This window comes from Primorskyibacter sp. S187A (genome assembly GCF_049800955.1).
In the GTDB taxonomy this organism is placed as follows: Bacteria; Pseudomonadota; Alphaproteobacteria; order Rhodobacterales; family Rhodobacteraceae; genus JAKVBH01.
The window spans coordinates 996,422-1,022,389 of record NZ_JBNAGA010000001.1 but is presented as its reverse complement, the minus strand read 5'-3'; the positions used below and the strand labels follow the sequence as shown (position 1 = coordinate 1,022,389).

General features: G+C 60.0%; 24 protein-coding genes. 17 read left to right on the top strand and 7 right to left on the bottom strand.

Features of this window, described 5'->3' with window-relative positions:
• Nucleotides 1–47: 47 nt before the first annotated feature.
• On the top strand, nucleotides 48–1,232 hold the full coding sequence (locus ACP15S_RS05200; RefSeq protein ID WP_425038511.1) for a cytochrome P450: 1,185 nt from the start codon (nucleotides 48–50) through the stop codon (nucleotides 1,230–1,232).
• Here the strand turns inward: ACP15S_RS05200 and ACP15S_RS05195 are convergent.
• The gene (locus ACP15S_RS05195) at nucleotides 1,229–1,687 is read right to left on the bottom strand and encodes an Lrp/AsnC family transcriptional regulator (RefSeq protein ID WP_425038510.1); all 459 of its coding nucleotides are present in this window, start codon (nucleotides 1,685–1,687) and stop codon (nucleotides 1,229–1,231) included. The two genes, ACP15S_RS05200 and ACP15S_RS05195, sit on opposite strands and share 4 nt — an antisense overlap.
• Before the next feature lie 152 nt (nucleotides 1,688–1,839).
• Between ACP15S_RS05195 and cobA the strand changes: the two genes are divergently transcribed.
• The 6 genes from cobA (at nucleotide 1,840) to ACP15S_RS05165 (ending at nucleotide 6,743) form a co-directional block, all read left to right on the top strand.
• The gene (gene cobA / locus ACP15S_RS05190; RefSeq protein WP_425038509.1) at nucleotides 1,840–2,580 is read left to right on the top strand and encodes a uroporphyrinogen-III C-methyltransferase; all 741 of its coding nucleotides are present in this window, start codon (nucleotides 1,840–1,842) and stop codon (nucleotides 2,578–2,580) included.
• Nucleotides 2,580–2,879, top strand: a complete 300-nt coding sequence (locus ACP15S_RS05185; protein WP_425038508.1) for a DUF2849 domain-containing protein — start codon at nucleotides 2,580–2,582, stop codon at nucleotides 2,877–2,879. Before cobA ends, ACP15S_RS05185 begins: the two co-directional genes overlap by 1 nt.
• The gene (locus ACP15S_RS05180) at nucleotides 2,879–4,546 is read left to right on the top strand and encodes a nitrite/sulfite reductase (protein ID WP_425038507.1); all 1,668 of its coding nucleotides are present in this window, start codon (nucleotides 2,879–2,881) and stop codon (nucleotides 4,544–4,546) included. The genes ACP15S_RS05185 and ACP15S_RS05180 overlap by 1 nt, the downstream gene beginning before the upstream one ends.
• 51 nt (nucleotides 4,547–4,597) lie before the next feature.
• Nucleotides 4,598–5,314, top strand: a complete 717-nt coding sequence (locus tag ACP15S_RS05175) for a phosphoadenylyl-sulfate reductase (RefSeq protein WP_425038506.1) — start codon at nucleotides 4,598–4,600, stop codon at nucleotides 5,312–5,314.
• Complete coding sequence (locus ACP15S_RS05170; RefSeq protein WP_425038505.1) at nucleotides 5,311–5,754, top strand: DUF934 domain-containing protein; 444 nt, start codon at nucleotides 5,311–5,313, stop codon at nucleotides 5,752–5,754. The genes ACP15S_RS05175 and ACP15S_RS05170 overlap by 4 nt, the downstream gene beginning before the upstream one ends.
• A 140-nt stretch (nucleotides 5,755–5,894) precedes the next feature.
• A complete protein-coding gene (locus ACP15S_RS05165; RefSeq protein ID WP_425038504.1) occupies nucleotides 5,895–6,743 on the top strand; it encodes a ferredoxin--NADP reductase in 849 nt (282 codons plus the stop codon).
• Between the two features lie 124 nt (nucleotides 6,744–6,867).
• Here ACP15S_RS05165 and ACP15S_RS05160 read toward each other — a convergent pair whose 3' ends face one another.
• Entirely contained in the window at nucleotides 6,868–7,866 is a 999-nt protein-coding gene (locus tag ACP15S_RS05160) for a hypothetical protein (RefSeq protein ID WP_425038503.1), read from the bottom strand.
• Between the two features lie 193 nt (nucleotides 7,867–8,059).
• Between ACP15S_RS05160 and infC the strand changes: the two genes are divergently transcribed.
• On the top strand, nucleotides 8,060–8,608 hold the full coding sequence (gene infC / locus ACP15S_RS05155; RefSeq protein ID WP_425039658.1) for a translation initiation factor IF-3: 549 nt from the start codon (nucleotides 8,060–8,062) through the stop codon (nucleotides 8,606–8,608).
• A gap of 344 nt (nucleotides 8,609–8,952) precedes the next feature.
• On the opposite strand, the gene ACP15S_RS05150 is transcribed toward infC, so the two are convergent.
• From ACP15S_RS05150 to ACP15S_RS05130, 5 genes are all read right to left on the bottom strand, one after another.
• On the bottom strand, nucleotides 8,953–9,951 hold the full coding sequence (locus ACP15S_RS05150; protein WP_425038502.1) for a molybdopterin-binding protein: 999 nt from the start codon (nucleotides 9,949–9,951) through the stop codon (nucleotides 8,953–8,955).
• Nucleotides 9,948–10,922 carry an XdhC family protein gene (locus tag ACP15S_RS05145; protein WP_425038501.1) on the bottom strand — a complete coding sequence of 325 codons (975 nt, stop codon included), beginning with the start codon at nucleotides 10,920–10,922 and terminating at the stop codon, nucleotides 9,948–9,950. Before ACP15S_RS05145 ends, ACP15S_RS05150 begins: the two co-directional genes overlap by 4 nt.
• A 112-nt stretch (nucleotides 10,923–11,034) precedes the next feature.
• A complete protein-coding gene (locus tag ACP15S_RS05140; protein WP_425038500.1) occupies nucleotides 11,035–12,288 on the bottom strand; it encodes a vWA domain-containing protein in 1,254 nt (417 codons plus the stop codon).
• Between the two features lie 144 nt (nucleotides 12,289–12,432).
• The gene (locus ACP15S_RS05135) at nucleotides 12,433–14,394 is read right to left on the bottom strand and encodes an ATP-binding protein (RefSeq protein WP_425038499.1); all 1,962 of its coding nucleotides are present in this window, start codon (nucleotides 14,392–14,394) and stop codon (nucleotides 12,433–12,435) included.
• Nucleotides 14,395–14,576: 182 nt separating this feature from the next.
• The gene (locus tag ACP15S_RS05130) at nucleotides 14,577–15,491 is read right to left on the bottom strand and encodes an AAA family ATPase (RefSeq protein ID WP_425038498.1); all 915 of its coding nucleotides are present in this window, start codon (nucleotides 15,489–15,491) and stop codon (nucleotides 14,577–14,579) included.
• Nucleotides 15,492–15,683: 192 nt separating this feature from the next.
• Between ACP15S_RS05130 and ACP15S_RS05125 the strand changes: the two genes are divergently transcribed.
• The 9 genes from ACP15S_RS05125 (at nucleotide 15,684) to ACP15S_RS05085 (ending at nucleotide 25,948) form a co-directional block, all read left to right on the top strand.
• On the top strand, nucleotides 15,684–16,724 hold the full coding sequence (locus ACP15S_RS05125) for a glycosyltransferase family 2 protein (RefSeq protein WP_425038497.1): 1,041 nt from the start codon (nucleotides 15,684–15,686) through the stop codon (nucleotides 16,722–16,724).
• Nucleotides 16,721–17,362 (top strand): hypothetical protein, encoded by a 642-nt coding sequence (locus ACP15S_RS05120; RefSeq protein ID WP_425038496.1) that lies wholly within the window; start codon nucleotides 16,721–16,723, stop codon nucleotides 17,360–17,362. The genes ACP15S_RS05125 and ACP15S_RS05120 overlap by 4 nt, the downstream gene beginning before the upstream one ends.
• On the top strand, nucleotides 17,362–19,662 hold the full coding sequence (locus ACP15S_RS05115; protein WP_425038495.1) for a glycosyltransferase family 2 protein: 2,301 nt from the start codon (nucleotides 17,362–17,364) through the stop codon (nucleotides 19,660–19,662). Before ACP15S_RS05120 ends, ACP15S_RS05115 begins: the two co-directional genes overlap by 1 nt.
• Nucleotides 19,663–19,666: 4 nt before the next feature.
• On the top strand, nucleotides 19,667–20,371 hold the full coding sequence (locus tag ACP15S_RS05110) for an FkbM family methyltransferase (protein ID WP_425038494.1): 705 nt from the start codon (nucleotides 19,667–19,669) through the stop codon (nucleotides 20,369–20,371).
• Complete coding sequence (locus ACP15S_RS05105) at nucleotides 20,371–21,432, top strand: glycosyltransferase family 2 protein (protein WP_425038493.1); 1,062 nt, start codon at nucleotides 20,371–20,373, stop codon at nucleotides 21,430–21,432. The genes ACP15S_RS05110 and ACP15S_RS05105 overlap by 1 nt, the downstream gene beginning before the upstream one ends.
• Before the next feature lie 94 nt (nucleotides 21,433–21,526).
• Nucleotides 21,527–22,450, top strand: coding sequence for a phosphoadenosine phosphosulfate reductase (locus ACP15S_RS05100; protein ID WP_425038492.1), 924 nt, complete (start codon nucleotides 21,527–21,529; stop codon nucleotides 22,448–22,450).
• A gap of 41 nt (nucleotides 22,451–22,491) precedes the next feature.
• Nucleotides 22,492–23,529, top strand: coding sequence for a dihydroorotase (pyrC, locus tag ACP15S_RS05095; RefSeq protein WP_425038491.1), 1,038 nt, complete (start codon nucleotides 22,492–22,494; stop codon nucleotides 23,527–23,529).
• Between the two features lie 66 nt (nucleotides 23,530–23,595).
• A complete protein-coding gene (locus ACP15S_RS05090; RefSeq protein ID WP_425038490.1) occupies nucleotides 23,596–24,276 on the top strand; it encodes an orotate phosphoribosyltransferase in 681 nt (226 codons plus the stop codon).
• 181 nt (nucleotides 24,277–24,457) lie between these two features.
• A complete protein-coding gene (locus tag ACP15S_RS05085) occupies nucleotides 24,458–25,948 on the top strand; it encodes a replicative DNA helicase (RefSeq protein WP_425038489.1) in 1,491 nt (496 codons plus the stop codon).
• Nucleotides 25,949–25,968: the final 20 nt, after the last annotated feature.

Sequence of the window (25,968 nt, the reverse complement as noted above, 5' to 3'; positions counted from 1 at the left end):
CGCGCCGCTCTTGCAAAGCCAAGCCAAGCGCGTGCATGAGAGACGCCATGACACAGCTTTCGCAATCCCCGACCGATCCCGTTTTCGTGCAAGACCCCTACCCCTTCTATGATGCCGCGCGCGCACAAGGCGCCATCGGCGTCTGGGAAGAGTTCGGCATGCCCGCCGCTTTCACCTTTTCGGCTGTAAATGCGCTCTTGCGGGACAATCGGCTGGGCCGCGTGCCCCATACTCCGGTCAATGTGCCGGAGCACCTGCGCGACTTCTACGCGATCGAAGATCATTCCATGCTGGAGCTGGAGGCGCCGCGCCACACGCGTCTGCGCAAACTTGTCCTGCATGCCTTCACCTCCCGGCGCATCGCGGCGCTGGAACCGGAGATCCGCCAGCTCTGCCACGACTTGATAGATCAGTTCCCGGACGCGCCTTTCGATCTGATCCCGGCCTATTGCACACGGGTGCCCGTGATCATTATCGCGCGGCTATTGGGTGTTCCGGATGAGATGGCGGATCAATTGCTGCGCTGGTCCAATGACATGGTGGCGCTCTATCAGGCGCGGCGTGACCATGAGGTGGAAGTGGCCGCAAATGCGGCCGCACGGGACTTTGCGACTTGGTTGCGCGCCCATGTGGAGACGCGCCGCGAGACGCCCGCCGATGATCTGATCACCCATTTGATCCGCGCCGAAGAAGACGGCGAGCGCTTGTCGACAGACGAGCTGATCTCGACCTGCGTTCTCTTGCTCAACGCAGGCCACGAAGCGACGGTGCATACCATGGGCAATGGGGTCAAAGCGCTGCTTGAGCATGGGATGGGCGCAGACGTGCTGACGCCCGAGCATGTGGACGGCACGGTCGAGGAAATTCTGCGCTATGACCCGCCGCTTCATATGTTCACCCGGTATGTCTATGAGCCGGTAGAGGTGGGCAGGTCCGTTCTGGAGCCCGGCACGGAAGTCGCGTTGATCCTGGGGGCCGCTGGCCGCGATCCCGGCGTCTGGGACGCGCCAGAGGAATTTCGCCCGAACCGTCCGGTCAAGACCCATGCAGCCTTTGGCGCGGGTCGGCATTTCTGCGTCGGCGCGCCTTTGGCCCGGCTGGAACTCAAGATTGCCCTACCCGTGCTGTTTGAGCGGTGCCCGCACTTGAGGCTGGATGAGACGCCGCGTTACGCCAATCTCTATCATTTCCATGGCCTTGAGCGCCTGATGGTCTCGCAGGCGGGTGCCTAGAGCGGCAGCGCCGTGGTGGACTTGATTTCTTCCATGGACAACAGCGCCGTCACGTTGTGCACCTTCACCTCCGAGATGAGCGCCTGATAGAACGTATCGTAGGCGCGCGCATTCTGAACGCGCACCTTGAGGATGTAGTCAATATCCCCCGCCAGCCGATGCGCCTCCTGCACCTCCGCGCGTTTCAGCAACGCTTCGAGAAACGCCGCCTGCCAGGCCGCGTCATGCTCGCTGGTGCGGATCAGAACGAAGAAACAAGCCTCAAAGCCCAGCTTCTCAGCGTCCAGCTTGACGGTTTGGGCACCCACGACACCCGCTTCGCGCAATTTCCGGATGCGATTCCAAACGGGCGTCTTGGAAGAGCCCACAACCTTGGCAATCTCATCCAGAGACCGTGAGGCATCCTCCTGGAGCGCTGCGAGGATCTTCCGATCCATTGCATCAATGCGTGCCATCCGTTTGCCCTTTCTCGTCATTATGGAACCAAGATGCTCCGCTGAGCCTCTGATAAAACAAATGTTCTTAGTTTTGCAAGTATCTGGTCAATAATTGGAACAGTTTCCTATATTCCCCATCAAGCAACCCAGAGGTAGTCATGCCCCACCCCGTGACATTTATCGGCGCAGGCCCCGGTGATCCTGATCTTCTGACCGTCAAGGCGCTGCGCGCGCTGCAATCGGTTGATGTGGTCTTGCACGACCGGCTGATTGCGCAAGAGATCCTCGATCTCATCCCGGCCTGTATCCGTCTGATTGACGTTGGGAAAAAAGGGTTTGGCCGCCATACGCCGCAGGATGAGATCAACGCGCTGTTGGTGGCGGAAGCGCAAAAGGGCGCGCGGGTAGTCCGGCTCAAAGCCGGAGATTGCACGGTCTTCGGTCGGCTCGATGAAGAGATGGACGCGCTCGAGCAGGCGGGTCTCAGCTTCACGATTATCCCGGGCATCACCTCCGCCTCTGCCGCCGTCGCCGCCCTGAACCAGAGCTTTACTCGTCGCGGACGCAATTCCTCTGTGCGCCTGCTGACGGGCCACGACACGAAAGGCTTTGCCGATCAGGATTGGCGCAGCCTGACCCAGCCCGGACAGGTCGCCGCCATCTACATGGGCGCCCGCGCCGCGCGTTTCGTACAAAGCCGCCTGCTGATGCATGGCGCAGCCCCCGAGACGCCGGTCAGCTTTGTCGAGAATGCCTCGCGGCCGGATGAACGCATCATCGCCAGCACGCTCGCACACATGTCTCAGGACCTTGTGGCCGCCCGGCTTTCGGGCCCCGTGCTGACGTTTTGGGGCCTGAGCCCCCGCGCCGCCCAATCTCACCTGCCATCTCTTCAAGAGGAGTTTGCCTGATGCCCCGCCCCTTCTCTCCCAAAGTCGTCACGGCCAATGATCTTGTCCTGGGCGATGTTGTCTACCTGACCGCCGCGACCCGGTGGACGCGTGATCTTTCTGAGGCCGATGTGCTGACAGATGAGGCAGATGCGCAATTGCGGCTGCTGGAGGCTGAAGCGCAAAGCCATGAAGTTGTGGGTGCCTATCTGGCAGATGTCACGCTGCTCGAAGGCCAGCCGCGCCCGGCGCATTTCCGCGAGGCGTTTCGCGCCAAAGGCCCCTCCAACTATCTCCACGGCAAGCAGGAGCGTTTGTAATGTATCGCTATTCCGAATTTGACACGGCCTTCCTCGCGGCCCGCAACGATCAGTTCCGCGCGCAAGTCGCCCGCAGGCTCGATGGTTCGCTGACCGAGGATGAGTTCAAGCCGCTGCGCCTGATGAACGGCGTCTACCTCCAGCTGCACGCCTATATGCTGCGCGTCGCCATCCCCTACGGCACCCTGTCTTCGCCGCAAATGCGCAAGCTGGCCGAGTTGGCCGAACGCTGGGACAAAGGCTACGGTCACTTCACAACCCGTCAGAACATCCAGTACAACTGGCCCAAACTGACGGATATCCCTGACATGCTGGACAGCCTCGGCGAGGTCGGATTGCACGCGATCCAGACCTCCGGCAACACGATCCGCAACGTCACAGCCGATCATTTCGCAGGCGCTGCAGCAGACGAGATTGCCGATCCGCGGCCCATCGCGGAGCTCATCCGGCAATGGTCCACCGATCATCCCGAGTTCCAGTTCCTGCCGCGCAAATTCAAGATCGCCATCACAGGCAGCCCCAATGATCGCGCCGTGACGAAGGCCCATGACATCGGACTGCGCATGATCGAGCAGGACGGCCAACAGGGCTTCGAAGTCATCGTGGGCGGTGGTCTGGGGCGCACACCGATGGTCGGCAAGATCATCCGCGCGTTCCTGCCAAAAGCCGATCTGCTGCCCTATCTCGAGGCCATCGTGAGCGTCTATAATCTGCTTGGCCGACGCGACAACAAATACAAGGCCCGCATCAAGATCACTGTGCATGAACATGGGATCGAGAAGATACGCGCGCTCGTCGAAGAGCGGTTTGCCCTTCTCAAACCCCAGTTCGGCGGCGCAGATCAGGCCTTGCTGCGCGAGATCGAGGCGCATTTTGCAGCGCCCGCCTTCGTCAGCGCGCAAACCACGCCCTTCGCCGAGGCCTATGAGGGGGACCCCACGTTCCGCGCCTGGGCTGATACAAACCTCACGGACCACAAGCGCGCTGACCATGCGATCGTGACGATATCGTTGAAAGCCCATGGCGCCACACCAGGCGACGCGACAGCAGAGCAGATGCGCCTCATGGCGGATCTTGCAGAGGCCCATGCCTATGGCGAATTGCGCATCAGCCATGAGCAAAATGTCATCCTGCCCCACGTGCCGCGGGCGAAGCTGCCTGCTCTCTACGCAGCTCTGAAAGCGGCAGGTCTCGGCACAGCCAATATCGGACTGGCCTCTGATATCATCGCCTGCCCCGGCATGGATTACTGCGCCCTCGCCACCGCCCGCTCCATCCCGGTTGCCCAACAGATTGCCGAGCGGGTCGATGCGCTGAAGATCGAACACGAGGTCGGCGATCTCAAGATCAAGATTTCAGGCTGCATCAATGCCTGCGGGCACCACCATGTCGGTCACATCGGCATTCTGGGCCTCGATCGCGCCGGGGTGGAGAACTATCAGATCACATTGGGGGGCGATCACACGGAAAGCGCCGAAATCGGCACACGTGCGGGCCCGGGATTTGCCTATGACGAGATTGTCCCGGCCATCGAGCGGTTGATCACGGGCTATCTCGACCTGCGCGAAAGCGAGGACGAGCGCTTTATTGACACATACCGTCGATTGGGCGCCGCGCCCTTCAAAGCGCTGCTCTATCCCGAGAACGCACAAGCGCGCGCCGCCTGATCTGGCACCGCGCCCCCGTTTCTTCTGGCTCCAAATACGCAAAGTGCTCCCATGGCCCAGCCACATGACGTTGACCATCTGAATTCCACCTTTCGCCACCATGGCGCCCATGCCGTATTGCAAGAAGCCCTGTCCGGCAGACTGGGACGCATCGCCATGGTCTCCAGCTTTGGTGCGGATTCGGTAGTGTTGTTGCACATGGTGGCCATTATCAATCGCCGGGCGCCCGTGCTCTTTCTGGATACCGGAAAGCTCTTTGCCGAAACCCTCGCCTACCAGATGGAATTGGCTGAGCGACTGAATTTACAAAACATCCGCATCCTGTCTGCAGACGCGGCAGAGCTGTCGCGGGAAGACCCCCAAGGCGCCCTGCATGCCAGCGATCCGAATCGCTGCTGCGCGTTGCGCAAGTCACGGCCACTTGCGCGCGGCCTTGCAGGCTTTGACGGCTGGATCACCGGGCGCAAACGCTTTCAATCGGCTGAGCGCAGCTGTCTCGCGCATTTCGAACGCGCGGCAGGGCAACTCAAGATCAACCCGCTGGCGTATTGGGCACCACAAGATCTGAATGAATACATGGAGCAAAACCGCCTGCCCCGGCATCCGCTCGTGGCGCGGGGCTATCCGTCGCTGGGCTGTGCACCCTGTACCCAACCCGTGCGCGCTGGCGACGATCCACGCGCCGGTCGTTGGCGCGGATCCAACAAAACCGAATGCGGCATCCACCTCCCTCAGACGCGGGATGCAAAAACAGGAGAATTCACATGACCCATCTCGTGACCGACACAGGCTTTTCGCAAGATGACTGGACAGCCCCGTTCGCCACACTGGATTGCGCCAACGATGCGCCCGCGCTGGATCTTGCGTCGGACGCTGACATTGATCAGATCGAAAGCCGTTTCCCCGCCCTCGAGATGATCCGGATCACCTTCAAAAGCTCAGCAGACGGGCGCGGATTTACGCTCGCGCGGCTCCTGCGCCTCAAGGGCTACCGCGGTCGGCTGCGCGCCCGTGGTGATGTGTTGGCGGATCAATACGCAATGACCCGACGCGCGGGGTTTGACGAGGTCGAAATCGACGACGCACGCGCTGCACGCCAACCAGAAGCGCAATGGCGCTTTCGCGCCGATTGGCAAGCCCATGATTACCAATCGCGCTTGCGGGCTGGCCCTGCGGTCGCACCCGGCCCCGCCATCGTCGCAGGCTGACCGCGCCCCAACTGTCAATTGAAATTGACATCTCGACCCGACCTCGTCACCTTATGACAGGTCGGGACACGCCCATTTGAACCTGACGCAGATCAAAGCTAAATCCCGCATGTGGCTTTAGTGCTGCAAGAGACGATACCATGACAGAGCAAAAACCCGTGACCGAAGCATCCGCAATCAAAGTGCCCACCCTGCCCGACGCTCAGACGGTGACAGAGGTCAAACACTATACTGACCGTCTCTTTTCCTTTCGCTGCACGCGGCCTGCCAGCCTGCGCTTCCGATCCGGCGAGTTTGTGATGATCGGTCTCATGGGCGATCCGCATCCTGAGACGGGCAAACAAAAGCCGCTCCTGCGCGCCTATTCCATTGCCTCTCCGTCCTGGGACGAAGAGCTGGAGTTTTACTCGATCAAGGTGCCTGACGGCCCGCTCACATCGAAGCTTCAGCATATTCAACCAGGAGACGAGATCATCCTGCGGCCCAAACCCGTGGGCACGCTGGTCCATGACGCGCTCTTGCCCGGCAAACGCATCTGGTTTTTCGCCACGGGCACAGGCTTTGCGCCGTTTGCCTCGCTTCTGCGCGAGCCGCAAACCTATGAAGACTACGATGAGGTCATCATCACCCATACCTGTCGGGAAGTGGGCGAATTGACCTACGGCCGCGATCTGATCGATGCTCTGAAAGACGATGAGCTGTTGAACGAGGTGATCGGCGAGGGGTTCTGGAAGAAAATCAAGTATTACCCAACCACAACCCGCGAAGAGAGCCCCAAGATGGGGCGTATCACCGATTTGATGCGTTCGGGCGAGGCCTTTGCTGAGCTGGGCACGCCGCCGCTCAACCCCGAGACAGACCGCGCGATGATCTGCGGCAACCTCGCCTTCAACCTTGAGCTTAAGGAGATGTTCGAGGAATACGGGTTGGAGGAAGGGGCAAACTCGAAACCTGCTCATTACGTTGTGGAAAAAGCGTTCCTCGACTGAGCCAAACTGACCATCATATACCAGACAAAGGGCGGCCTCCGGAGAGACCGCCCCTTCTTTTGTCCCCAAATACCTCGGGGGAGTCCGAAGGACGGGGGCAGCGCCCCCATCCCTACTGTAGGGTTTAGAGCCCCATCGCCTGCTTGATCTGATCCAGCACACCTTGCAGCAACTCCGGATTGTCCTTGGCCTGGTTCGCCGCGAGCTTGAGCGCGGATTTTTGCAGATCGTCGATCTCGGATGCCTCGATCAGCTCGGACACTTTGTCGAGATCAAACCCATCGGGGCTGAGCAGGTCACGCGCCATCGACATGAGTTCCGTGCCACCGTCCGCGGCCGTTTCCGCGGCGTCGCTGACCTCGTCTTGCGTCGCTTGCGCGGCATCGTCTGCCGCTTCGGTTGCGGTTTCGGCCAGCTCGCTCGCGCCATCTGCGGCCTGTTGCGCAGCCTCGGTGGCGCTCTCAGTGGCGCTCTCTGCGGCATTTTCAGTGGCATTTTCAGTGGCAGCTTCGGCGGCATCGCCGGCCTCCTCTGCCGCGGCTTCCGCCGTTTCAGCCGCAGTCTCTGCCGCATCTGTTGCAGTGTCCGTCGCGGCCTCGACCGCGTCTTGCGCCGTTTGTGTAACAGCCTCTGCTGCACCCGAGGCCACATCACTGGCGGCGTCTGTCACCGCTTGCGCCGCGCCCTGAGCCGCCTCCGTCACGTCCTGCGTCAGGGCTTCAACGGCACCCGCCACGTCACTTGAGCCATCCAGTACGGACGCAACTGCACCTTCTACCGCCTCGCGAGTTGTCTCGACAGCGTCCTCAACAGCTGTTTCCGCAGCCTCCGTGACGCTTTCCGCGGCCTCTTCCACCGCGCCGGTTACGCTGTCCGCAACGCTTTGCGCTGCGTCTGACGCGTCTTCTACTGCCGTCTCAACGGCATCCTCAGTTGCTTCAGCCGCCTCGGCGGCCTCCTCAACAACGGTTTCCGCCTCTGCTTCGACAGCGTCCACAACGGGCTCTTCCGCCGGTGCAGCTGGCGCTGGAACAGCGGCCTCCTGCGTTTGCTGACCCGAAAACCAGACATACCCACCCACAGCCACAGCGGCCGCGACAATCGCCAAGATGAACGTTCTCATCTCAATCCTCTTACTATTGACGAGCAACCCCACCCGGGCCGCTCTTCTGCCCCTCAAATGCGTGTCCCTGGCCCCACCCTCAAGGGGAAGTTGCGCAAATGCGCATCAACTTGCCCAATTGCCGCTTGAAAGCGGAAAGGCGCGCATTTACCTTGGCTCCCATTGTTTCTGCAATGATCAAAGGAGTGATCCCATAGCCCGCAGACCACACAACGCGCCGCCGACACGAGATACTGGCCCGCGCGTCAACGACCGAATTCGTGCCAACGAAATCCGCCTTATTGGCGCAGACGGCGAGAATGTCGGGGTCGTTACACCAGACCGTGCGATGGATATGGCCGAAGATGCTGGCCTCGACCTCGTTGAAATCTCCCCCAATGCCAATCCGCCCGTGTGCAAGATTATGGATTTTGGCAAGTTCAAATATGAACAGCAAAAGCGGGAATCCGAGGCGCGCAAAAAGCAAAAGATCATCGAGGTGAAAGAGGTCAAGTTCCGGCCCAACACCGATACGCATGACTATGATGTCAAAATGCGCAATGTGTTCAAGTTTCTGGAAAACGGCGACAAGGTCAAAGTTACCCTGCGCTTTCGCGGCCGGGAAATGGCGCACCAGAACCTCGGGCGTGAGCTGCTGGAGCGTGTAGCCGAGGACATCAAGGAGCTGGGCAAAGTCGAGAACATGCCCAAGATGGAAGGCCGCCAGATGATCATGATGATCGGACCGCTCCCTCAAAAGTAAAACCTGCGCCCGGCGCAACCGCCGGGCCACCTCTCATTGATTGCATGCAATCAATTGCCGGTTGGTCACATCTTTCAGATATGACGGGAAGGCCGCCAGATGATCATGATGATCGGACCGCTCCCTCAAAAGTAAAATCTGCGCCCGGCGCAACCGCCGGGCCACCTCTCATTGATTGCATGCAATCAATTGCCGGTTGGTCACATCTTTCAGATATGACGGGAAGGTCGCCAGATGATCATGATGATCGCACCGCTTCCTCAAAAGTAAGCACCGTCACATCCCAATTGTGACGCGAGGCTCTGCGGAAATGCGGAGCCTTTTTTGCGAGATGCGTGTAGCGTTCAGCTCCGGCGCTTGCGGCGGGGATGCGGCCGTGTCGGGATTTCCTTCAGCAGCCCGCCGACGCCCATACCAGCGATATCCGCATGGCTCACCGTCAGGCCGCAGGCCACGCGCGACAGGACCCAATCCGCACCATTGAGCGCAGGGGAGCGCGCACAGCCCGGCAAACCTATGATCGGACGCTGTCCAAGTTCTCCCAGAAACAGGAGATTGCCGGGGTCCACCGGCATGCCAAACCGCGTGACTTGCCCGCCCGCCTGGCGCACAGCTTCGGGGGCCACGTCATGCGGGTCAGACGTGGCGGAGCCCGTCAGTATGAGAACCATGTCCCCTGGTACGGCCTTGAGCGCCTCGCAGATCCGGGATTGCTCATGCGGCACGCTCACCACCGCGTCGAGCGAGATATCCAGCGCGTCGAGGCGCGCTTCAATGGCTGCGACGCCTTTTTCCCCCGCACCGCCCGGGATTTCCGTCACGACCAGCCCCGCGCTCTTGATCTCAGGGGGCGCAAGAGCCATCGCATCTGTCCCAGCACGACATGCAGCCTCCAGCGCCGATTTTGGCACGCCGTAGGAGATGATCTTCACTGTCCCGACCATGCCGCCATCTGTCATCTGCTGGAACGGCGGCACGGTGGCCAGTGTGATCATTGGGTGCACCAGATTGAGCGCGCGCAACCGCGCTTCGTCCAATGTCACAACGCCCGGACCATCCGCGAGGATGTTCACGCGGCCCGTGAATGCGCTCTCAATGCGCAATTTTGCCGCGTCCGGATCAGGCACCAAGGCGCGCGCCAAAGCGGCGGCGGCCGTGTTTTCATCGACATCTTCCGCATCCAGAACGGCAGCCACCACCGTTTCATGCCCCTCAGCGCGCAGCATCGCGACATGGTCTTGCGTCAACACCAAGCCCTTGCGAAGCCGCGTCTCCGGCAAAGCCACGGAATGCGCCAGAACGGCGCCCGTGGCCTCACTCAAGGGAAGCGGGCCAAACTTCATTCCGACGGGCCCAAGCCGCCTATGCGCAGGACCTGCGTCATCTCCGCCATGATCGATACAGCAATCTCCGCAGGGCTCGCCGCTCCGATATCGAGGCCAATCGGCCCATGAATGCGATCCATCTGCGCCTGCGTAAAGCCTGCCTCGGTCAGGCGCTGCAACCGTTTGGCATGGGTGCGCGTCGATCCAAGAGCCCCAATGTAGAAGCACTCCGCGGAAAGGCCGGCCATGAGCGCGGGATCATCAAGCTTGGGATCATGGGTCAGCAACACCAGCGCGGTGCGCGCATCCATGCCCAGCGTCGCGACAGCCTCGTCAGGCCAGTCATGCATCAGATCCGTCTCGGGGAAGCGCTCGGGCGATGCAAAGCTTTCGCGCGGGTCAATGACCGTCACGTCATAGCCGACCGCGCGCGCCATGGGCACCAGCCCTTGCGCGATATGAACGGCGCCCACGCATATGAGCCTCAGAGGCGGGTTGTGAATGGCGACAAATGTCTCTCCATCCTCCTCGAAACCGGACCGGTCTTTGCGAAAGCGCGCATCATGGCCCTCGAACGCAAGATCGCGCGTATTCATTTGGGGATTTACCACATAGGCAATCGGACGCCGCGCGGCCCGCGCATCGACGAGGGCTGCCAGCATCTCCTCGGTCAGGACGGATCCGATCGGCTCAACGAGCACGCGGATCGTTCCACCGCAGGCCAGCCCCACGGCGAAGGCGTCACCGTCCGATATGCCGAATTCCAGGAGGCGGGACGCGCCCTCCTCCATGGCCTCGAGCGCCTCGACAACGACGGCCCCTTCAACGCATCCCCCCGAAACGGAGCCCATCATCTGGGCCTCGCCGTCCACAACCAATTGCGCGCCGACGCGGCGCGGCGCTGATCCCCAGGTCTCGACAACTGTGGCAAGCGCGACCTTTCGGCCAGCGCGGAACCACTCAAGGGCCACTTCGGGCATCATGTCCATTGGTGTCTCTCCCCTTGTGCGCAGATTGCGTGCGCGGCCTGATCTCACAAACCCAGACGGGCGCAGCGTTGCGCCCCTGCGCCTCTTGTTAGATATGCCCGGCGTTCCGTCTTCAAGAGACCGCCGCCAACAAACGCGATTTCTCACCCGGGTCAGACGGCGTGGCGATGGCCTCGGCCAGCGCTTCTATGGAGGCGATGGAATGGCCTGCGCGAAACGTATCCACATGGGGCAGCATCGTGCGTATGCCCTGCGCCTTGGCGGCAAATCCGTCAAAACGCAGAAGCGGATTGAGCCAGATCAGATGGCGCGAGGACAAATGGAGCCGCTCCATTGCATCGGCAAGAACCTTGGGCTCCCCGCGATCCAATCCATCTGTGATCAGCAGCACAACCGCGCCCTGCCCCATGACGCGGCGCGACCAGTCCTTGTTGAACGTGGTCAGACAATCCCCGATCCGTGTCCCGCCTTCCCAATCCTGCGCCTCCGAACCTGCCGCCGCCAGCGCCGCGTCGACATCTCTGCGCTGCAGATGACGTGTAATGTTGGTCAGACGTGTGCCGAAGGTAAAGGCATGAACCTTAGCCCAGCCAGCGCCCTTTTCATTGGAGACCGCATGCAGGAAATGCAGGATGACGCGGGAATACGTGCTCATCGAACCCGAAATATCGCAGAGCGTCACAAGATTGGGCCAACGGATCCGCGGTTCTTTGAAACGCAATTCGTGTAGCTCACCACCCCGGCGCATCGAGGCCCGCAAGGTGGATTTGAAATCCACCCTTGGTCCAAGGTGCGTCGCCTTTGCGCGGCGCGACTTGATGGGGGGCACGGGGAGTGTCAGCCGGGCCAGCATGCGCTTGGTGCGGGACATTTCCTCCGTCGACATCTGTTCAAAATCGAGCGATTTGAGCTTTTCCTCCTCAGAGATTGTCATCGAGGCGTCGACGTCGATCTCAGTTCCCTCATTCTTTTCGTTTTCGGGTTCGGGCGCTTCACCCATCCCGTCGAGCAAGGCTTCTGCGGCGCGTTTCTCTGCAGCTTGCGTCTGTCGGTCTTCGCTTACACCGCGAATGGCGGGCAACATGAGGGACATCATGTGCTCCATGAAGCGCGGGTCGCGCCAGTAAAGCCGGAAGATCTGGGAGAATGTCGCGCGGTGTTCGGGCCGGTTGACGAAACAGGCGTGCAAAGTCCAGTAAAAGTCCGTCTTGTTCGTGAAACCTGCGGCTTCGACAGCGCGGATCGCGTCCATCACGCGCCCGGGCCCAATCGGCAGGCCTGCGCGGCGCAACGCTCTGGCAAAATGAGTGATATTCTCGGTGAGCCGCGGATGCTCTGGCAGATCAAGTGGTGCATATTCAGGCATCGACAGCTCTTTCGTCTGGCCGAATGGCCCGCTTCGCTGGATAAACTGTGCGAGATTTTGGGTTCGGGATGCAAGCCCAACGGGGCTCTGCAGTGGCACGACCTTTGTCGCAAGAGCGCGCCTGCCTGCGCCTCAGAAGCCGGGTCACGCGGCCTGTTGCTGCGCCCATCGCGTCAAGACAGCCATGAGCTCCGATTTTCGAAAAGGCTTCGTCAGACACTCATTCATGCCCGCTTCAACGCAGCGCTCGAGATCATTCACTTGAACATGCGCTGTCAGCCCAATGATCGGCACAGGATCCATGGCATTGTCCTGTTCATGGCCCCGGATCGCGCGCGTGGCAGCGATGCCATCCATGACAGGCATCGAGACATCCATGAACACGAGATCAAAGCGGCGCTCCACCACGTGATTGAACGCGGCCAAACCATCGTCCACAATCGTCAGTTCAATATCAAGCCCTGTCAGCATCTTGGACAGAACAGCCTGATTCACCGCGTTATCGTCCGCCGCAAGAATGCGCATCAGCGATCCCGGCGCACTGCCGCTCAGGCGGCTTGACGGATGCGCCGCATGTTCTTGGGGCAATTCAATGTCCAAGAGCTCTGCCACGTTCTCAAATAGCTCGTCTGACCGAAACGGCGTCGGTATGAACTTTGCCGATGCTCTGGCCTGCACGTCCGGGGGCATATGCCCTATAACGATCACAGCAGGCCGTCCTTGCACATCATTTGATACCGACACCAAAGTGCGATCCGTCAGGATTAGATCAGGCACGTGATCCGTCTCACTGGTGTCCTGAATTAAGCCCCAGCGGTCACAAAGCGCAGCACATGACGCTTTCAGGACATCCAAATCGATATCCAGTTTGACACGGCGGCCGCGCAGAAGCTGTGGCACTGCCGGCGGCATATCATCAACTTCGGGAAGCGGCGCCGAAAACGAGAATTCGGATCCAACGCCCAATTCAGACGTGACTGTAATATCGCCCCCCATGGCTTTGACCAGACGCTTGGAGATGGCCAGACCAAGGCCGGTCCCTCCGTATTGCCGGGTCGTGAAAGCTTCCGCCTGGCTGAAACTGTCAAAAATCAAAGAGTGTTTCCCCTCCTCAATGCCGATCCCGGTGTCCTGAACGAGAAAACGCACCTGCGACACGCCAGCATGGACAACCTGCTCGACCTTGATTGCGACATGGCCTCTCGTCGTGAACTTCACCGCGTTACCGACAAGGTTTGTCAAAACCTGACGCACGCGCCCGACATCCCCCACCACGCGCACGGGGACATCAGGGGCAATATCCACGACAAGGTGTATGCCTTTGTCGCGCGCCTTTTGGCCCAAGAGCACCGCAACATCTTCGACACTGCGCCTGAGATCAAAGGGCGCCGTCTCCAGCGCGAGCTCGCCCGCTTCCACTTTCGAGAAATCCAGAATGTCATTCAGGATCGTCAGCAATGCTGTGCCAGATTCCTGTATCGTATGCGCCAACCGTTTGCTTTCCGCGTCCAGTTTCCCTTCGGCCAAGACATCCGCCATGCCGAGCACCCCTTGCATGGGCGTTCGGATTTCGTGGCTCATGGTCGCGAGGAATTCTGATTTGGCCGCACTGGCCCTTTCCGCCTCATGTTTGGCGCGCACCAAGGCTTGTGTGCGGACCTGAATTTCACGCTCGAATATGACGAACATCGCCGTCACCAAAACCAGCGTCGCAACAACACCGGCCAACTTGATATTGAGCAAGTAAGGTATGGGATCTTCGGGCAAATAATCGGGATCAATGCCCACAATCAGGTACATCGCAATGACACCGGCCAGAATGATAGTGGACATGATCAACCCAAGCTTCCAGCCCAGAAAGAAAATGGCCAGAGCGGCGAAAGGCAAAGACAGAAAGCTCTTGAATGACAGCAATCCGCCTTCTGCGAAGGACAAGTACCCGAAAACCAAAACGCCATAAACGACAAACGCCGCTGAAGTCAGCCTGAGGTTCCCTGTGATACGAAAGAAGATCGGCCAGAGCGCGTAACAGCATCCCAGCGTGACGGTCAGTTTCGCATTGGCCTGTTGCGCGGGCGGTTGGCTGGGAACGACGTAAAACAGCATCAAAAGACTCAAGAGGACAGACAGCACACAAGTGACCGTCAAAATCCGCGCACGCGCCGTATCCAGCGCGTGTTTTTGATTGCGGGGCCACACAAGCTCCCACAATAGACGTAAACCAGCCCAAATCATGGACGAAGGTGTACGTCGACAACCCTTGCCAACCGATTAAGCGCCCCGCGGGTTTATTCAGCGGGTTCCAGTGCGGCTTTTGCGTCGTCCAGAATGCGCTTGGCTTCAGAGCCCTGAAGTTTTTGAATGTCGTCCTGGTATTTCAAGATCGCCCCCAGCGTATCGGCAATAACCTCGGGGGAAACCTCAACCACATCCAACGCAAGCAGACATTTCGCCCAGTCAATTGTCTCGGCAACACCGGGCTTTTTGAACAGGTCTTCTGTGCGAAGTGCCTGCACGAAAGCGATGATTTCGCGGCTGAGAGCCTCGGCAGCCTCCGGGACACGGGCCTGCAAAATCTCAAGTTCGCGCGGAAAGGCCGGATAATCGACCCAATGATACAGACAGCGCCGCTTGAGCGCGTCATGGACCTCGCGGGTCCGGTTTGAGGTCAAAATGACAATCGGCGGCTCGGGCGCTTTGATCGTGCCCAATTCAGGGATCGTCACCTGAAAATCCGAGAGCGCTTCAAGAAGGAAGGCTTCAAACGGCTCATCGGTTCGGTCCAATTCGTCAATCAGAAGTACGGGCGCGCCGTTTTCATCCGCGCGCATCGCCTCCAGAAGGGGACGCTCCGTCAGGTAATCCTGAGAAAAGAGCTCCGCCTGCAGCGCAGATCTGTCAGCACCACCCGAGGCTTCGGCCGTGCGGATGGCGACCATCTGGGCCGGAAAATTCCATTCATACACGGCAGAAGACGCATCCAGCCCTTCATAGCATTGCAGCCGGATCAGCCTGCGCCCGAGCCCGGCGGCCATGGCTTTGGCAATTTCTGTCTTGCCCGTGCCAGGCTCTCCTTCGAGAAAGAGTGGCCGGCCCAGCTTGAGCGACAGGAAGACAACCGTCGCAAGGGCGCGCCCGCAAACGTATCCCTCGCCGGCCAACATCTCTTCGACGGCGTCGATGCTTTCGGGGATATGCGCCATGATTTTCTCCTTGGTCGTCGCGGCATAGCTGCATCACCTGCACGTGCAGTCAAGGCGACGAAAGTCGCGCAGCGTTGACGCTTGGCGCGCGAAATGCGAGGAATTTTGGAAATAATAAAGAAATTGCCTGTAAATCGCAGGCATGGGCAGGCGGGCAGCCATGCAAAGAGTTGTGAAGACGGAGGTATGCCGATGCGCGTAGCCGCCGTGACATGTGTTAAGAACGAAGGGCCCTTCCTTCTGGAATGGATCGCCTATAACCGCGCCATTGGCGTGACCGATCACTTGTTCTACTCCAACGATTGCAGTGACGCGACGGATCTGTTGCTCGACGCGCTGGCCGCGCAAGGCATTGTCATGCATCTGCCGAACCCGGCACAGGGGCGCAATTATCAGATGGAGGCGCTCAAGGATGCCGCGCGACAGGAGATGGTACGCGCAGCGGACTGGGTCTGGATCGCGGATGTGGATGAGTTTCTCAATATTCACGTGGGCAATCACACAATCGCCGATCTTGTCGCGGCATGTGACGCACCGCATGCGATTTCGCTCAATTTCCAGTTCTTTGCGAATGCCGGTATCGAGACGTTTGAAGACCGGCCGGTGGTCTCGCAATTCACCAAGACGCATAATCCAGACCTTTGGTGCGACGAACGCGCAATTGAAGTTAAAACACTGGTCCGAAAAGACTTTCCTCTGCAGTACTTCGGCGCACACAGACCGTTTTTCAAAGGTGATGTACCACCAGGCCTGCGCTGGTGCGATGGCGCGGGGCGTCCTGTGCCGCGCCGGTTTCTAGCCGCGAAAGGCAAGCAGCACATCCGCAAGTTTCCGGCCCAGGGCGCGCGGAAACTGGCCACGCTCAATCACTATGCCTTGCGCTCGTTGGAGAGCTATCTTGTCAAAAACGATCGCGGCGACGTGAACCGCGAAAACCGCGCGTTTGACGATACCTATTGGCGCGAACGCAATGACGACAGCTGGACGGATCTTTCGATCCACCGCATGCTGCCGCGCCTTGAGGCCGAACGCGCCAAATTGCTGGCGCTGCCCAAAGTCGCTGAATTGCATGCTGAAGCCGTGTCGCGCCATCGCGCCAAACTGGACAGTTTGCTGGAACAGAAACCCTACCGCGAGATGATCGAACATCTGCGTAGCGCTCCCACACTTTGCGACGCGGAGGCGCACCTGATCGAACGGATCGGATCGCAACCGGTGCTGGGGGCGGCATGAGTACCACGACGCACACGGGCATGATCATCAATCTGGGCCTGCCAAAATCCGGCACAACGACGCTGGCGCGCGCGCTGCGCCGCGCCGGTTTGCATACAGCCGATCATCGGATCAAACCTGCGCAAAGCCAAAACACTGCTTTGCACGGCGCATTCGTGGGCGATGTGATGTATCGCGGGTTTTTCCGGCATGGAGACCCGCTGGAAGGTCTCGAGGAGTTCCGCGCTCTGACGGAGATTTCCGCACTGAAAGGCGAGAAATCCCTTTGGCCACAAACGGATTGGGCGTTGCTTGATGCCATTCAGGCCAAACATCCCGATGCACGCTTTGTGGCCTCCCGGCGCGACGCCGTCTTGATGTCGGATTCAATGCAGCGCTGGTCCAACCTCGGACGCGAAAGGCTGCCCGGGGCCACGGTTCCGGGTCTGCCGTTTGGCTATGGCGCGCGCAGCAGCGAACGCGTCCGCTGGATCAATGGACACTACGCCGCGCTGGAGCGCTACTTTGCAGGCGCGACGCATTTTCTGTCATATGACACCGCCGCGCTCGACGCCCCTGATCTGCTGTCGCGCTTTCTGGATCTGGATCTGCCATGGTGGGGCCGCGCCAACAGCAATCCGGTCAGGCGGGTCGCCTAATGCGCGTGATCATTGATATTGGGCCCGATGCCTGGGCCAGCGCGTGTGTGCAGCGCAGTCTGGCCGACAAGCGGGACAAATTGAAAGCACAGGGCATTCTTTTTCCGCGCAGCCTCGGCAAGCACAACCACACCCGCGCCTTCATGGCGCTGCACAGCAGCGTCGACATCTTGCGCTACAACCGCGGTTTCGCCTCTGCAGACGCGCAACAAGGCCTTCGGTCCGACGTGATGCTCGAGCTGTCCGCCGAAATCAATGCAGCCAAGCCCAAGTGTTTGATTCTGAGTGCGCATCAATTCGGGTCGCACTTCCTTACCCCCGCAGACATTGACGGCTTGCACGCCCTGATCGCACCCTTCGCCACGTCGGTCGAGATCCACGCACAGATCGAAACGCCTTCAGAAATGGCCTTGCGCCACTACGCACAGCAAGTGCTTGAGGGGCGCGCGCGCGGTCTGGAGCTTGAGCTGGCATGTGCGGCGCAAAGGGCATCCGATTGGTGGGATTGCGCGCTTGGGACGCGCCCTGATCCGCAACCAGCCGCAGGCGTTTTTTCAGACGTGCAGATGGTGCCCGCCTTTCTCGACTTGCGTCGATGGGTGCATATCTGGGAGCAGGTTTTTGGCAGCGGAACATTCAGGCTGCACCAGCTCGACCGTTCCGCTTTGGCCTCAAAAGACCGGCCCAAACATGTCGCGTCTCTGCTTGAGCTCGATATTGCCTTGGGCAAAGCGGAGCCGGAGCGCTCGCCGGCCCTGCCATCCACAGAATGGCTTGCGCGGGCGCGTCATTTCAATGATGTCTTACTGCGGCTCTTGGCGCGCGAGCCCCATCACGTACCGCGCCAAACATGGCGCAAGCTGCTGGGCGAAATGCGCGTTGGGGGCGATCCGCTGCCCGCCGCGGCCCTCGCCCCGATTGATGCCCGCTTCGCACAGGATTGGCACGACTTGCAGGATCAACATCCTGGACACCAAGGCATGCGCCTGCACAGTGGGCCCCAAGATCCCACACCGCTTGAGCCCCCTTTCACAAAGGGGTTTCGGGCCACACAGTACCTTGCGGCGGCCCTCCCCCGTCTGGAACCGGCCAAAGCGGAGCCCGCGCACGCGGCAGCCCCAACCCGCCTCGCCACTCACCTGCCCGCGCACGTGCGCAAACGACATGACGAATTGCTCAGCTCCTCCTTTGCGCCCCACAATGAACTCGGGCATGTGAATGAGGAAGATCTCGCCGCACCTTACGCACCGATTGACCCGCGCAAGCTGCCGCAAGGCTCGAGCGGCAGGGTGATCGTGGGGTGCATGAAGAACGAAGCGCCCTACATTCTGGAGTGGGTCGCCTATCATCGCGCGATCGGTTTTGATCACTTCCTGATCTACACCAATGGCTGCGACGACCAGACGGTTGATATTCTCGAACGCCTCGATGCGCTTGGCATTGTCCAGCATCGCGACAACAACAACTGGTCCGGAAAATCGCCACAACAACACGCGCTGAACGCGGCGCTGCGAGAAGACGTCATCAGGAACGCCGAGTGGATCGCGCATATTGATGTTGATGAATTCATCAACGTGCGCTGCGGCAACGGCACAGTCGATGACCTGCTGGCACGGGTGCCCGATGCCACGAATATTGCCATGACCTGGCGGCTCTTTGGCCATGGCGATGTCGCGCAGATGCAAGATCGCTTTGTCATTGATCAATTCGAGAGTTGCGCGCCGCGCTATTGCCCGAAACCGCACACGGTCTGGGGGTTCAAAACGCTGACCCGCAATATCGGCGCTTACGAAAAGCTCTCCTGTCACAGGCCCAACAAGCTGATTGCAGAGCGCGCCCATGACGTGCGTTGGGTCAATGGGTCCGGGCAGGACATGGGAGGCGACATCAAGAAAAACGGATGGCGCAATTCCAAACGCTCCATCGGCTACGACCTTGTTCAGCTCAACCACTACGCGCTGCGCTCGGCAGAAAGCTTTCTTATCAAGAGGCAACGCGGCCGGGCCCTGCATGTGGATCGCTCCATTGGGCTGAATTACTGGATCCGCATGGATTGGTCCGGCGCGCGCGACCTCACGATCAAGCGCAATCTGCCCCGCCTGCAGGCGGCCTTTGATGCTTTGATGACCGATACCGAACTGTGCAGTCTGCATCACGCAGCGGTCGCGTGGCATCAGGACAAGGCGCAGGAATTGCGCCACATCCCTGAGTTTCAGGATTTATATGCGCAGGCGCTTGCCATGCAGCTGACGGAAACAGAGCGTGTCGCCTATGCGCTGGCGCTTGATATGGAGACATGAGCCGATGAGCGCAGATGTCAGTGATGATCTGGAAGAACGCGGGTTTCTCAAATCCGCTGAGCTGAAAATCCCGAAACACCCCATGATCACAACGGGCCGGCGTAGGCTGGATCTGCGCGACGGGACCTATGAACTCAAGGAAACACGCGCCGTCAAACGCATCGTTGAGGCAGAGGACATCGTGCTCGAACTGGGCGGCGGGATAGGCTACATGTCGACGGTTCTCGCGGCCCTGTGCGGCGCGCGAGAAGTGCATACTTTTGAGGCCAACCCGGGGCTCCTGCCCTATATGCACGACATGCACCGCGCCAACGGCGTCAGCGACAGGGTCCAAGTGCATCACGCTCTCCTCGCCGCCCAAGCAGGACCGCCGCAAAACTTCTATGTCCGAAACAACTTTCTGGCCTCTTCAATGGATCCTGACGTGGCCGCCTATGATGAGGTGGTGCCTGTCGAGGTGCGCGATCTGAACGCGACGCTGCAAACCCTCCAGCCCAGCGTCCTCGTCTGTGACATCGAAGGCGCTGAGGCGCATCTGCTGCCTGCGGGCGATTTTTCGATGCTGCGCGCGGCGATTGTCGAACTGCATCCGCAATGGATCGGGCAAGCTGGGGTTCAGGCCGTGTTTGACACCATGCATCGCGCAGGCCTGACCTATTACCACCGCGGCTCTGAGGGTAAGGTCGTTGTCTTCCTGAAGGGTTTTTGATGCAAGCGGTCGCGGTTCTCTGCATCCGCGATGAGGGCGCCTTTCTTCTGGATTGGCTCTCTCACCATATCGCCACGGGCTTTCATCACTTCGTCATCTGCTCCAATGCCTGTAGCGACGGCTCCGATCTCATGCTGGATCGGCTGAGCGATCTGGGCTGGGTGACACATCTGAGAAATGATGGGCCTTACGACAAGGGCGGCATTCAATTCACCGGGCTGAAAGCCGCCAGCGAAACGGAGGCCGTCCGGCACGCCGATTGGCTTCTCGCGCTGGATATCGACGAATTCGTCAACATCCACCTGGGCAAGCGCCAGTTGTCCGATCTTTTGGCCGCCTTGCCGGACGCTACGGCCATCACACTGACCTGGCGCTTGTTTGGCAATGGCGGCGTCATTGGCTATCAGGACAAACCGGTCCCCAAGGTGTTCACGCGCGCAGCGCCCGCAATCATGCACTGGCCGTGGCGGGCCGCAATGTTCAAAACGCTCTATCGCAACGACGGAACTTACGGCCGGCTGGGCGTCCATCGTCCAAGGCAAGCGCGCGCCGAGAGATTGGCCGAAGCGCGGTGGTTCGATGGCGAAGGCCGCGCGCTTGAGGAGCAGTTCAAGACCGGACGCATCTTCAACCGCTTCGGACAATCCAACACCAAGCTTGTCCAGCTCAATCATTATGCCTTGGGTGCCATGGAAAGTTTCGTCCTCAAAGCCGCGCGCGGCCGGGCCGTGCATTCTGATGACCTGCTGGGGCTCGATTATTGGGTCGAGCGAAATTTCAGCACTGTCGAGGATCGCAGTATCTTGGGCCTGCGGGACGAAACAGCCGCACAACGCGCAGCATTCGCCGCCGATCCCGAACTGGCGCGCTTACATGAAGCAGCCGTGGCCTGGCGCCATGCCCGCCTGCATGAGCTTCTGGCGCAAGAGCCCTACCGGGCGCTTCTGGGGCGACTTTTGACGACGCCGCCCTCCCAGCCGCTCGCGGAGAAATACGCGCGCGCGCTTATCAAACACGCCAACCGCGGGCGGCGATTGTCTCGGGATGATGCCAAGAAATAGCCACAATCCACAGTGATTGTTTCCAAGTTTCGCCCAATTGTCTGAATATCTTCGCATTCAAGCTCCCGCGAGAGAGCAATTTGAGGACGAAGATATGCAGGATTTGCACGACAGCTTTGATCTGTCCATGACGGATTTGAACCGCGCCGACTGGACGGATGCCTTGCAAGGCCTGGCACGGCAGCACGGCTTTTTCGAACGCCTCGGCGCGCGGCATATCGCGGCCCATATCAAAGGCAACACGACGCTTGTTGTCACGTTTGAGAGCCGACAAGGCATTCAGGCCCTCTCTGACAACGGACAACCTTTAGGCTTTGAGCTTGTGAAGGCCAATGGCTGGTCACATCTCGCGCTGGTGTCCGAAGGCGATACGTGGTTCCGCGATGGATCGGTGTACGGCTTCTTCGACAGGCTGACGGATGAGGGTTTTTTCGACACCTTTGACGACGTGCTGTTTTATGGCGCGGGCCCCTGTGGATATGCGGCCTGCGCTTTCTCGGTGGCCGCCCCCGGCGCCCTCGTGCTGGCGATCCAGCCGCAGGCTACGTTGGAGCCGCGCGTTTCTGGCTGGGATGAACGCTTCATCGATTTTCGCATGCTCGATTTCACAACACGGTACGGCTATGCGCCCGACATGATCGATGCAGCGCAACACGCCTATATCTTGTTCGATCCGCGACAAGCGCTTGATGCCATGCATGCGGCCCTCTTTCGCGCCTCCAACGTGACCATGCTGCGGGCCCCGTTCCTGGGCGCCGCCCTGCAATCATCATTGCTCGATATGGCATTGTTCTTTCGCATTCTGACCCGCGCCGGCACACGCACTCTCACACCGCATTGGTTCTACGCGATGCTGCGCACCCGGAGAAACTATCCGCCCTATTTGCGCGCGCTCATGACAGAGCTGGAACGCGATGACAGGCAAGAGCTTCTGGAAACACTCTGCGTCAACGTCACCTCACGCATGAAAGCCCCCCGTTTCCGGCGCAAACTCGAAGAATTACGCGCCGCGCAATAGCGCCTCTGGAAACCATCGGCGCTCCAGTGTAGGAGCGTCCCATGTCAGACAGCCTCACACTTCGCCGCCCGGACGATTGGCATTTGCATCTGCGAGATGGCGCCATGCTGCGCGCCGTCCTGCCCGAGACAGCCCGTCATTTTGCCCGCGCGATCATCATGCCCAACCTTGTGCCGCCCGTGGTCACCGGGGCGCAAGCATCCGACTACCGTGACAGGATCCTCGATGCTCTGCCCGCAGGGATGCAGTTTCAGCCGTTGATGACCCTCTACCTCACAGAGGAGACAGATCCCGACGATCTCGCTGCGGCCCACGCCTCCGGTCTCGTCACGAGCGTCAAACTCTACCCCGCTGGCGCGACGACCAATTCCGCCTCCGGCGTATCTGATTTCGACAAAGTCCGCCCGGTTCTGGAGCGCATGGCCGAGATCGGGTGTCCCTTGTGTGTTCACGGCGAAGTGGTGGATGCTGATATCGATATCTTCGATCGCGAAGCCGTTTTCATTGACCGCGTGCTGGATCCGATCCGTCGTGCAACGCCGGGCCTGCGTGTGGTCATGGAACACATCACAACCAAAACCGCGGCCGCGTATGTCCGCGCCCACGAAAAAGACCTGGGCGCCACGATCACGACCCATCATCTCGTGATCAATCGCAACCACATTCTCGTAGGTGGCATCAAACCGCATTACTATTGCCTGCCCGTGGCCAAACGCGAAGAACACCGGCTGGCCTTGCGCGCCGCCGCGACCTCGGGCGACGCGCGCTTTTTCCTCGGGACCGACAGCGCGCCACACACAGACGCAGCAAAGCTCCAGCCATGCGGATGCGCAGGCTGCTTCACAGCAACCAACACACTCTCGATCCTCGCGGAAGTCTTCGAACAGGACGGCGCTCTGGACAGGCTCGAGGCCTTCGCCGCGCTCAACGGCCCCGCGTTTTACGGTCTGCCCCCGAATGAAGAGACGATCACACTCACCAAGGGTGCGCCCGTGAGTTATCCCGATCACATTGCCACTGATGAGGGTCCCGTCACGGTGTTTGATCCCATGATGCCGCTGCATTGGCGCGTCAGCTGACTTCATCTTGCCCCAAAAACTCCCGCCGGAGGCTCCCCCGGCGCGCCACGAGAGGTGACCTTTGCCATGATCCCCACAAGCTACCCCACCCGCGAAGAAATTGCCCGGCTGACAGCTGCGATGCTTATTGAGATTGGCGCTGTCAACTTCAACACCGAGACACCCTACACGCTCTCTTCCGGCTTGCCGTCGCCCAGCTACATTGATTGCCGCAAGCTCATTTCCTTCCCGCGCATTCGCGCGACCCTGATGGATTTTCTGGTGTGCACAATCATGCGCAACGCAGGCTTTGAGGCGTTTGACAATATCGCCGGCGGCGAGACGGCGGGCATTCCGTTTGCAGCCCTTGTGGCCGAGCGCATGGCCTTGCCGATGACCTATGTACGCAAGAAGCCCAAAGGCTACGGTCGCAATGCGCGCATCGAAGGGGCGATGAGCGAGGGACAGCGGGTGCTTCTCGTGGAAGACCTGGCGACAGACGGCGGCTCCAAGCTCTCGTTTGTCGATGCGATTCGGGACACCGGCGCGGAGTGCGGCCACACCGCTGTGATTTTCTACTACGACATCTTCCCCGAGACCGAAAAAACCTTGGGGGACCATGGCGTTGCTCTGCATCATCTGTGCACGTGGTGGGATGTACTGGCTGTGGCGCGCGAGACGAACGCGTTCCCGGCCCAGACACTGGACGAGGTCGAAGCCTTCCTGAAAGACCCCCGCGCGTGGCAAGAGGCGCATAAACCCGCCTGAGACAGCGCCGCGCGCACCACAATATGTTGGATATGTGAACGCGCCTGTGGCAATATATGGCCATGGGCTTGCATCCACAGCTTATCCACAGAAACATACAATTTGCTCTGCGCGGAGCGGTTTTGCTATGCCACGCCCACAGGTGGCGCGCCATGAGAGCGTGCGGTGTGAGGGGCAAGGCATGAACGAAATCAGCACAATCAATCCCACTGGCGTCGCGGTTCAGGATGAGGCCACCATGCCCCATTCCATCGAGGCCGAGCAGCAATTGCTGGGCGCGATCCTGACAAATAATGACGTCTATGACCGTGTGACCTCTCTGATTGGCCCCTCTCATTTCTACGATCCCGTGCATGCGCGCATCTTCGAGACCGCTGCTGCCAGGATATCCAAAAACGCGCTTGCCTCTCCAGTGACCCTGAAATCCTTTCTTGAGGACGACGAAGGCCTCAAGGAGCTGGGCGGGCCGGCCTATCTAGCGCGGCTCGCAGGCGCGGCTGTCTCGGCCTTTGCGGTGCGGGACTATGCGCAGATGATCTACGATCTGGCGGTGCGCCGTGAGCTGATCTCGCTGGGGCGGGATATCTCCACCAAGGCCGCCAAGGTTGATGTGGCGTCTGAGCCCAAGGAACAGATCGTTGAAGCGGAGCAGGCGCTCTACAAACTGGCCGAGCAAGGCCAGGCAGAGGGCGGATTTCAGAGTTTTCTCAAAGCTGTCACCGATGCAGTCAATGTCGCCAATGCTGCGTATCAACGCGAGGGCGGTCTGGCGGGTGTACCCACCAAGCTCAACGATCTGGACGAGAAACTGGGCGGTTTGCACAAGTCAGACCTTCTGATTCTCGCTGGGCGCCCTTCCATGGGGAAGACATCGCTGGCCACCAATATCGCCTTCAACGTCGCCAAATCCTACCGACGCGGGCAGCGGCCTGACGGCAGCGAAGGCGCGATCGAGGGCGGCGTTGTGGGGTTCTTCTCGCTCGAGATGTCGGCCGAACAGCTGGCGGGCCGGATCCTTGCGGAAGCCTCCGAAATCTCCTCCCACAAGATCCGTCAAGGCGACATGGACGAGACCGAATTCCGCCGTTTCGTGGATGCCGCAAAGGAGCTCGAAGCCTGTCCGCTCTTTATTGACGACACCGCCGCAATCCCGATCTCGCAACTCTCCGCCCGCGCACGGCGCCTTAAGCGGACCCATGGGTTGGATTTGCTGATCGTCGACTATTTGCAGCTCGTGCGCGGCACGGCAGAAAACCGGGTGCAGGAGATCGGCGAGATCTCCATGGGCCTCAAGGCAATCGCCAAGGAGCTCGACATTCCGGTCATCGCGCTCTCGCAGCTCTCCCGGCAGGTGGAAAGCCGCGAAGACAAGCGACCGCAGCTGTCAGACCTCCGGGAATCGGGTTCGATTGAGCAGGATGCCGACGTCGTCATGTTCGTCTATCGCGAGGAATACTACAAAGAGCGCGAGAAACCCGCTGATGACGATCCCAAGATCGTGGAATGGCAGGAAGCCATGGCGCGCCTGCATGGCAAGGCGGAAGTCATCATTGGCAAACAACGGCACGGCCCCATCGGCACCGTCGAGTTGAGCTTCGAGAGCCAGTTCACGCGTTTCGGAAACCTCGTAAAGCCTTGGCAACAGTCCGGCGGCGGTTCCGAGGGTTTTTGAGCCGACGGGCACACAAATGA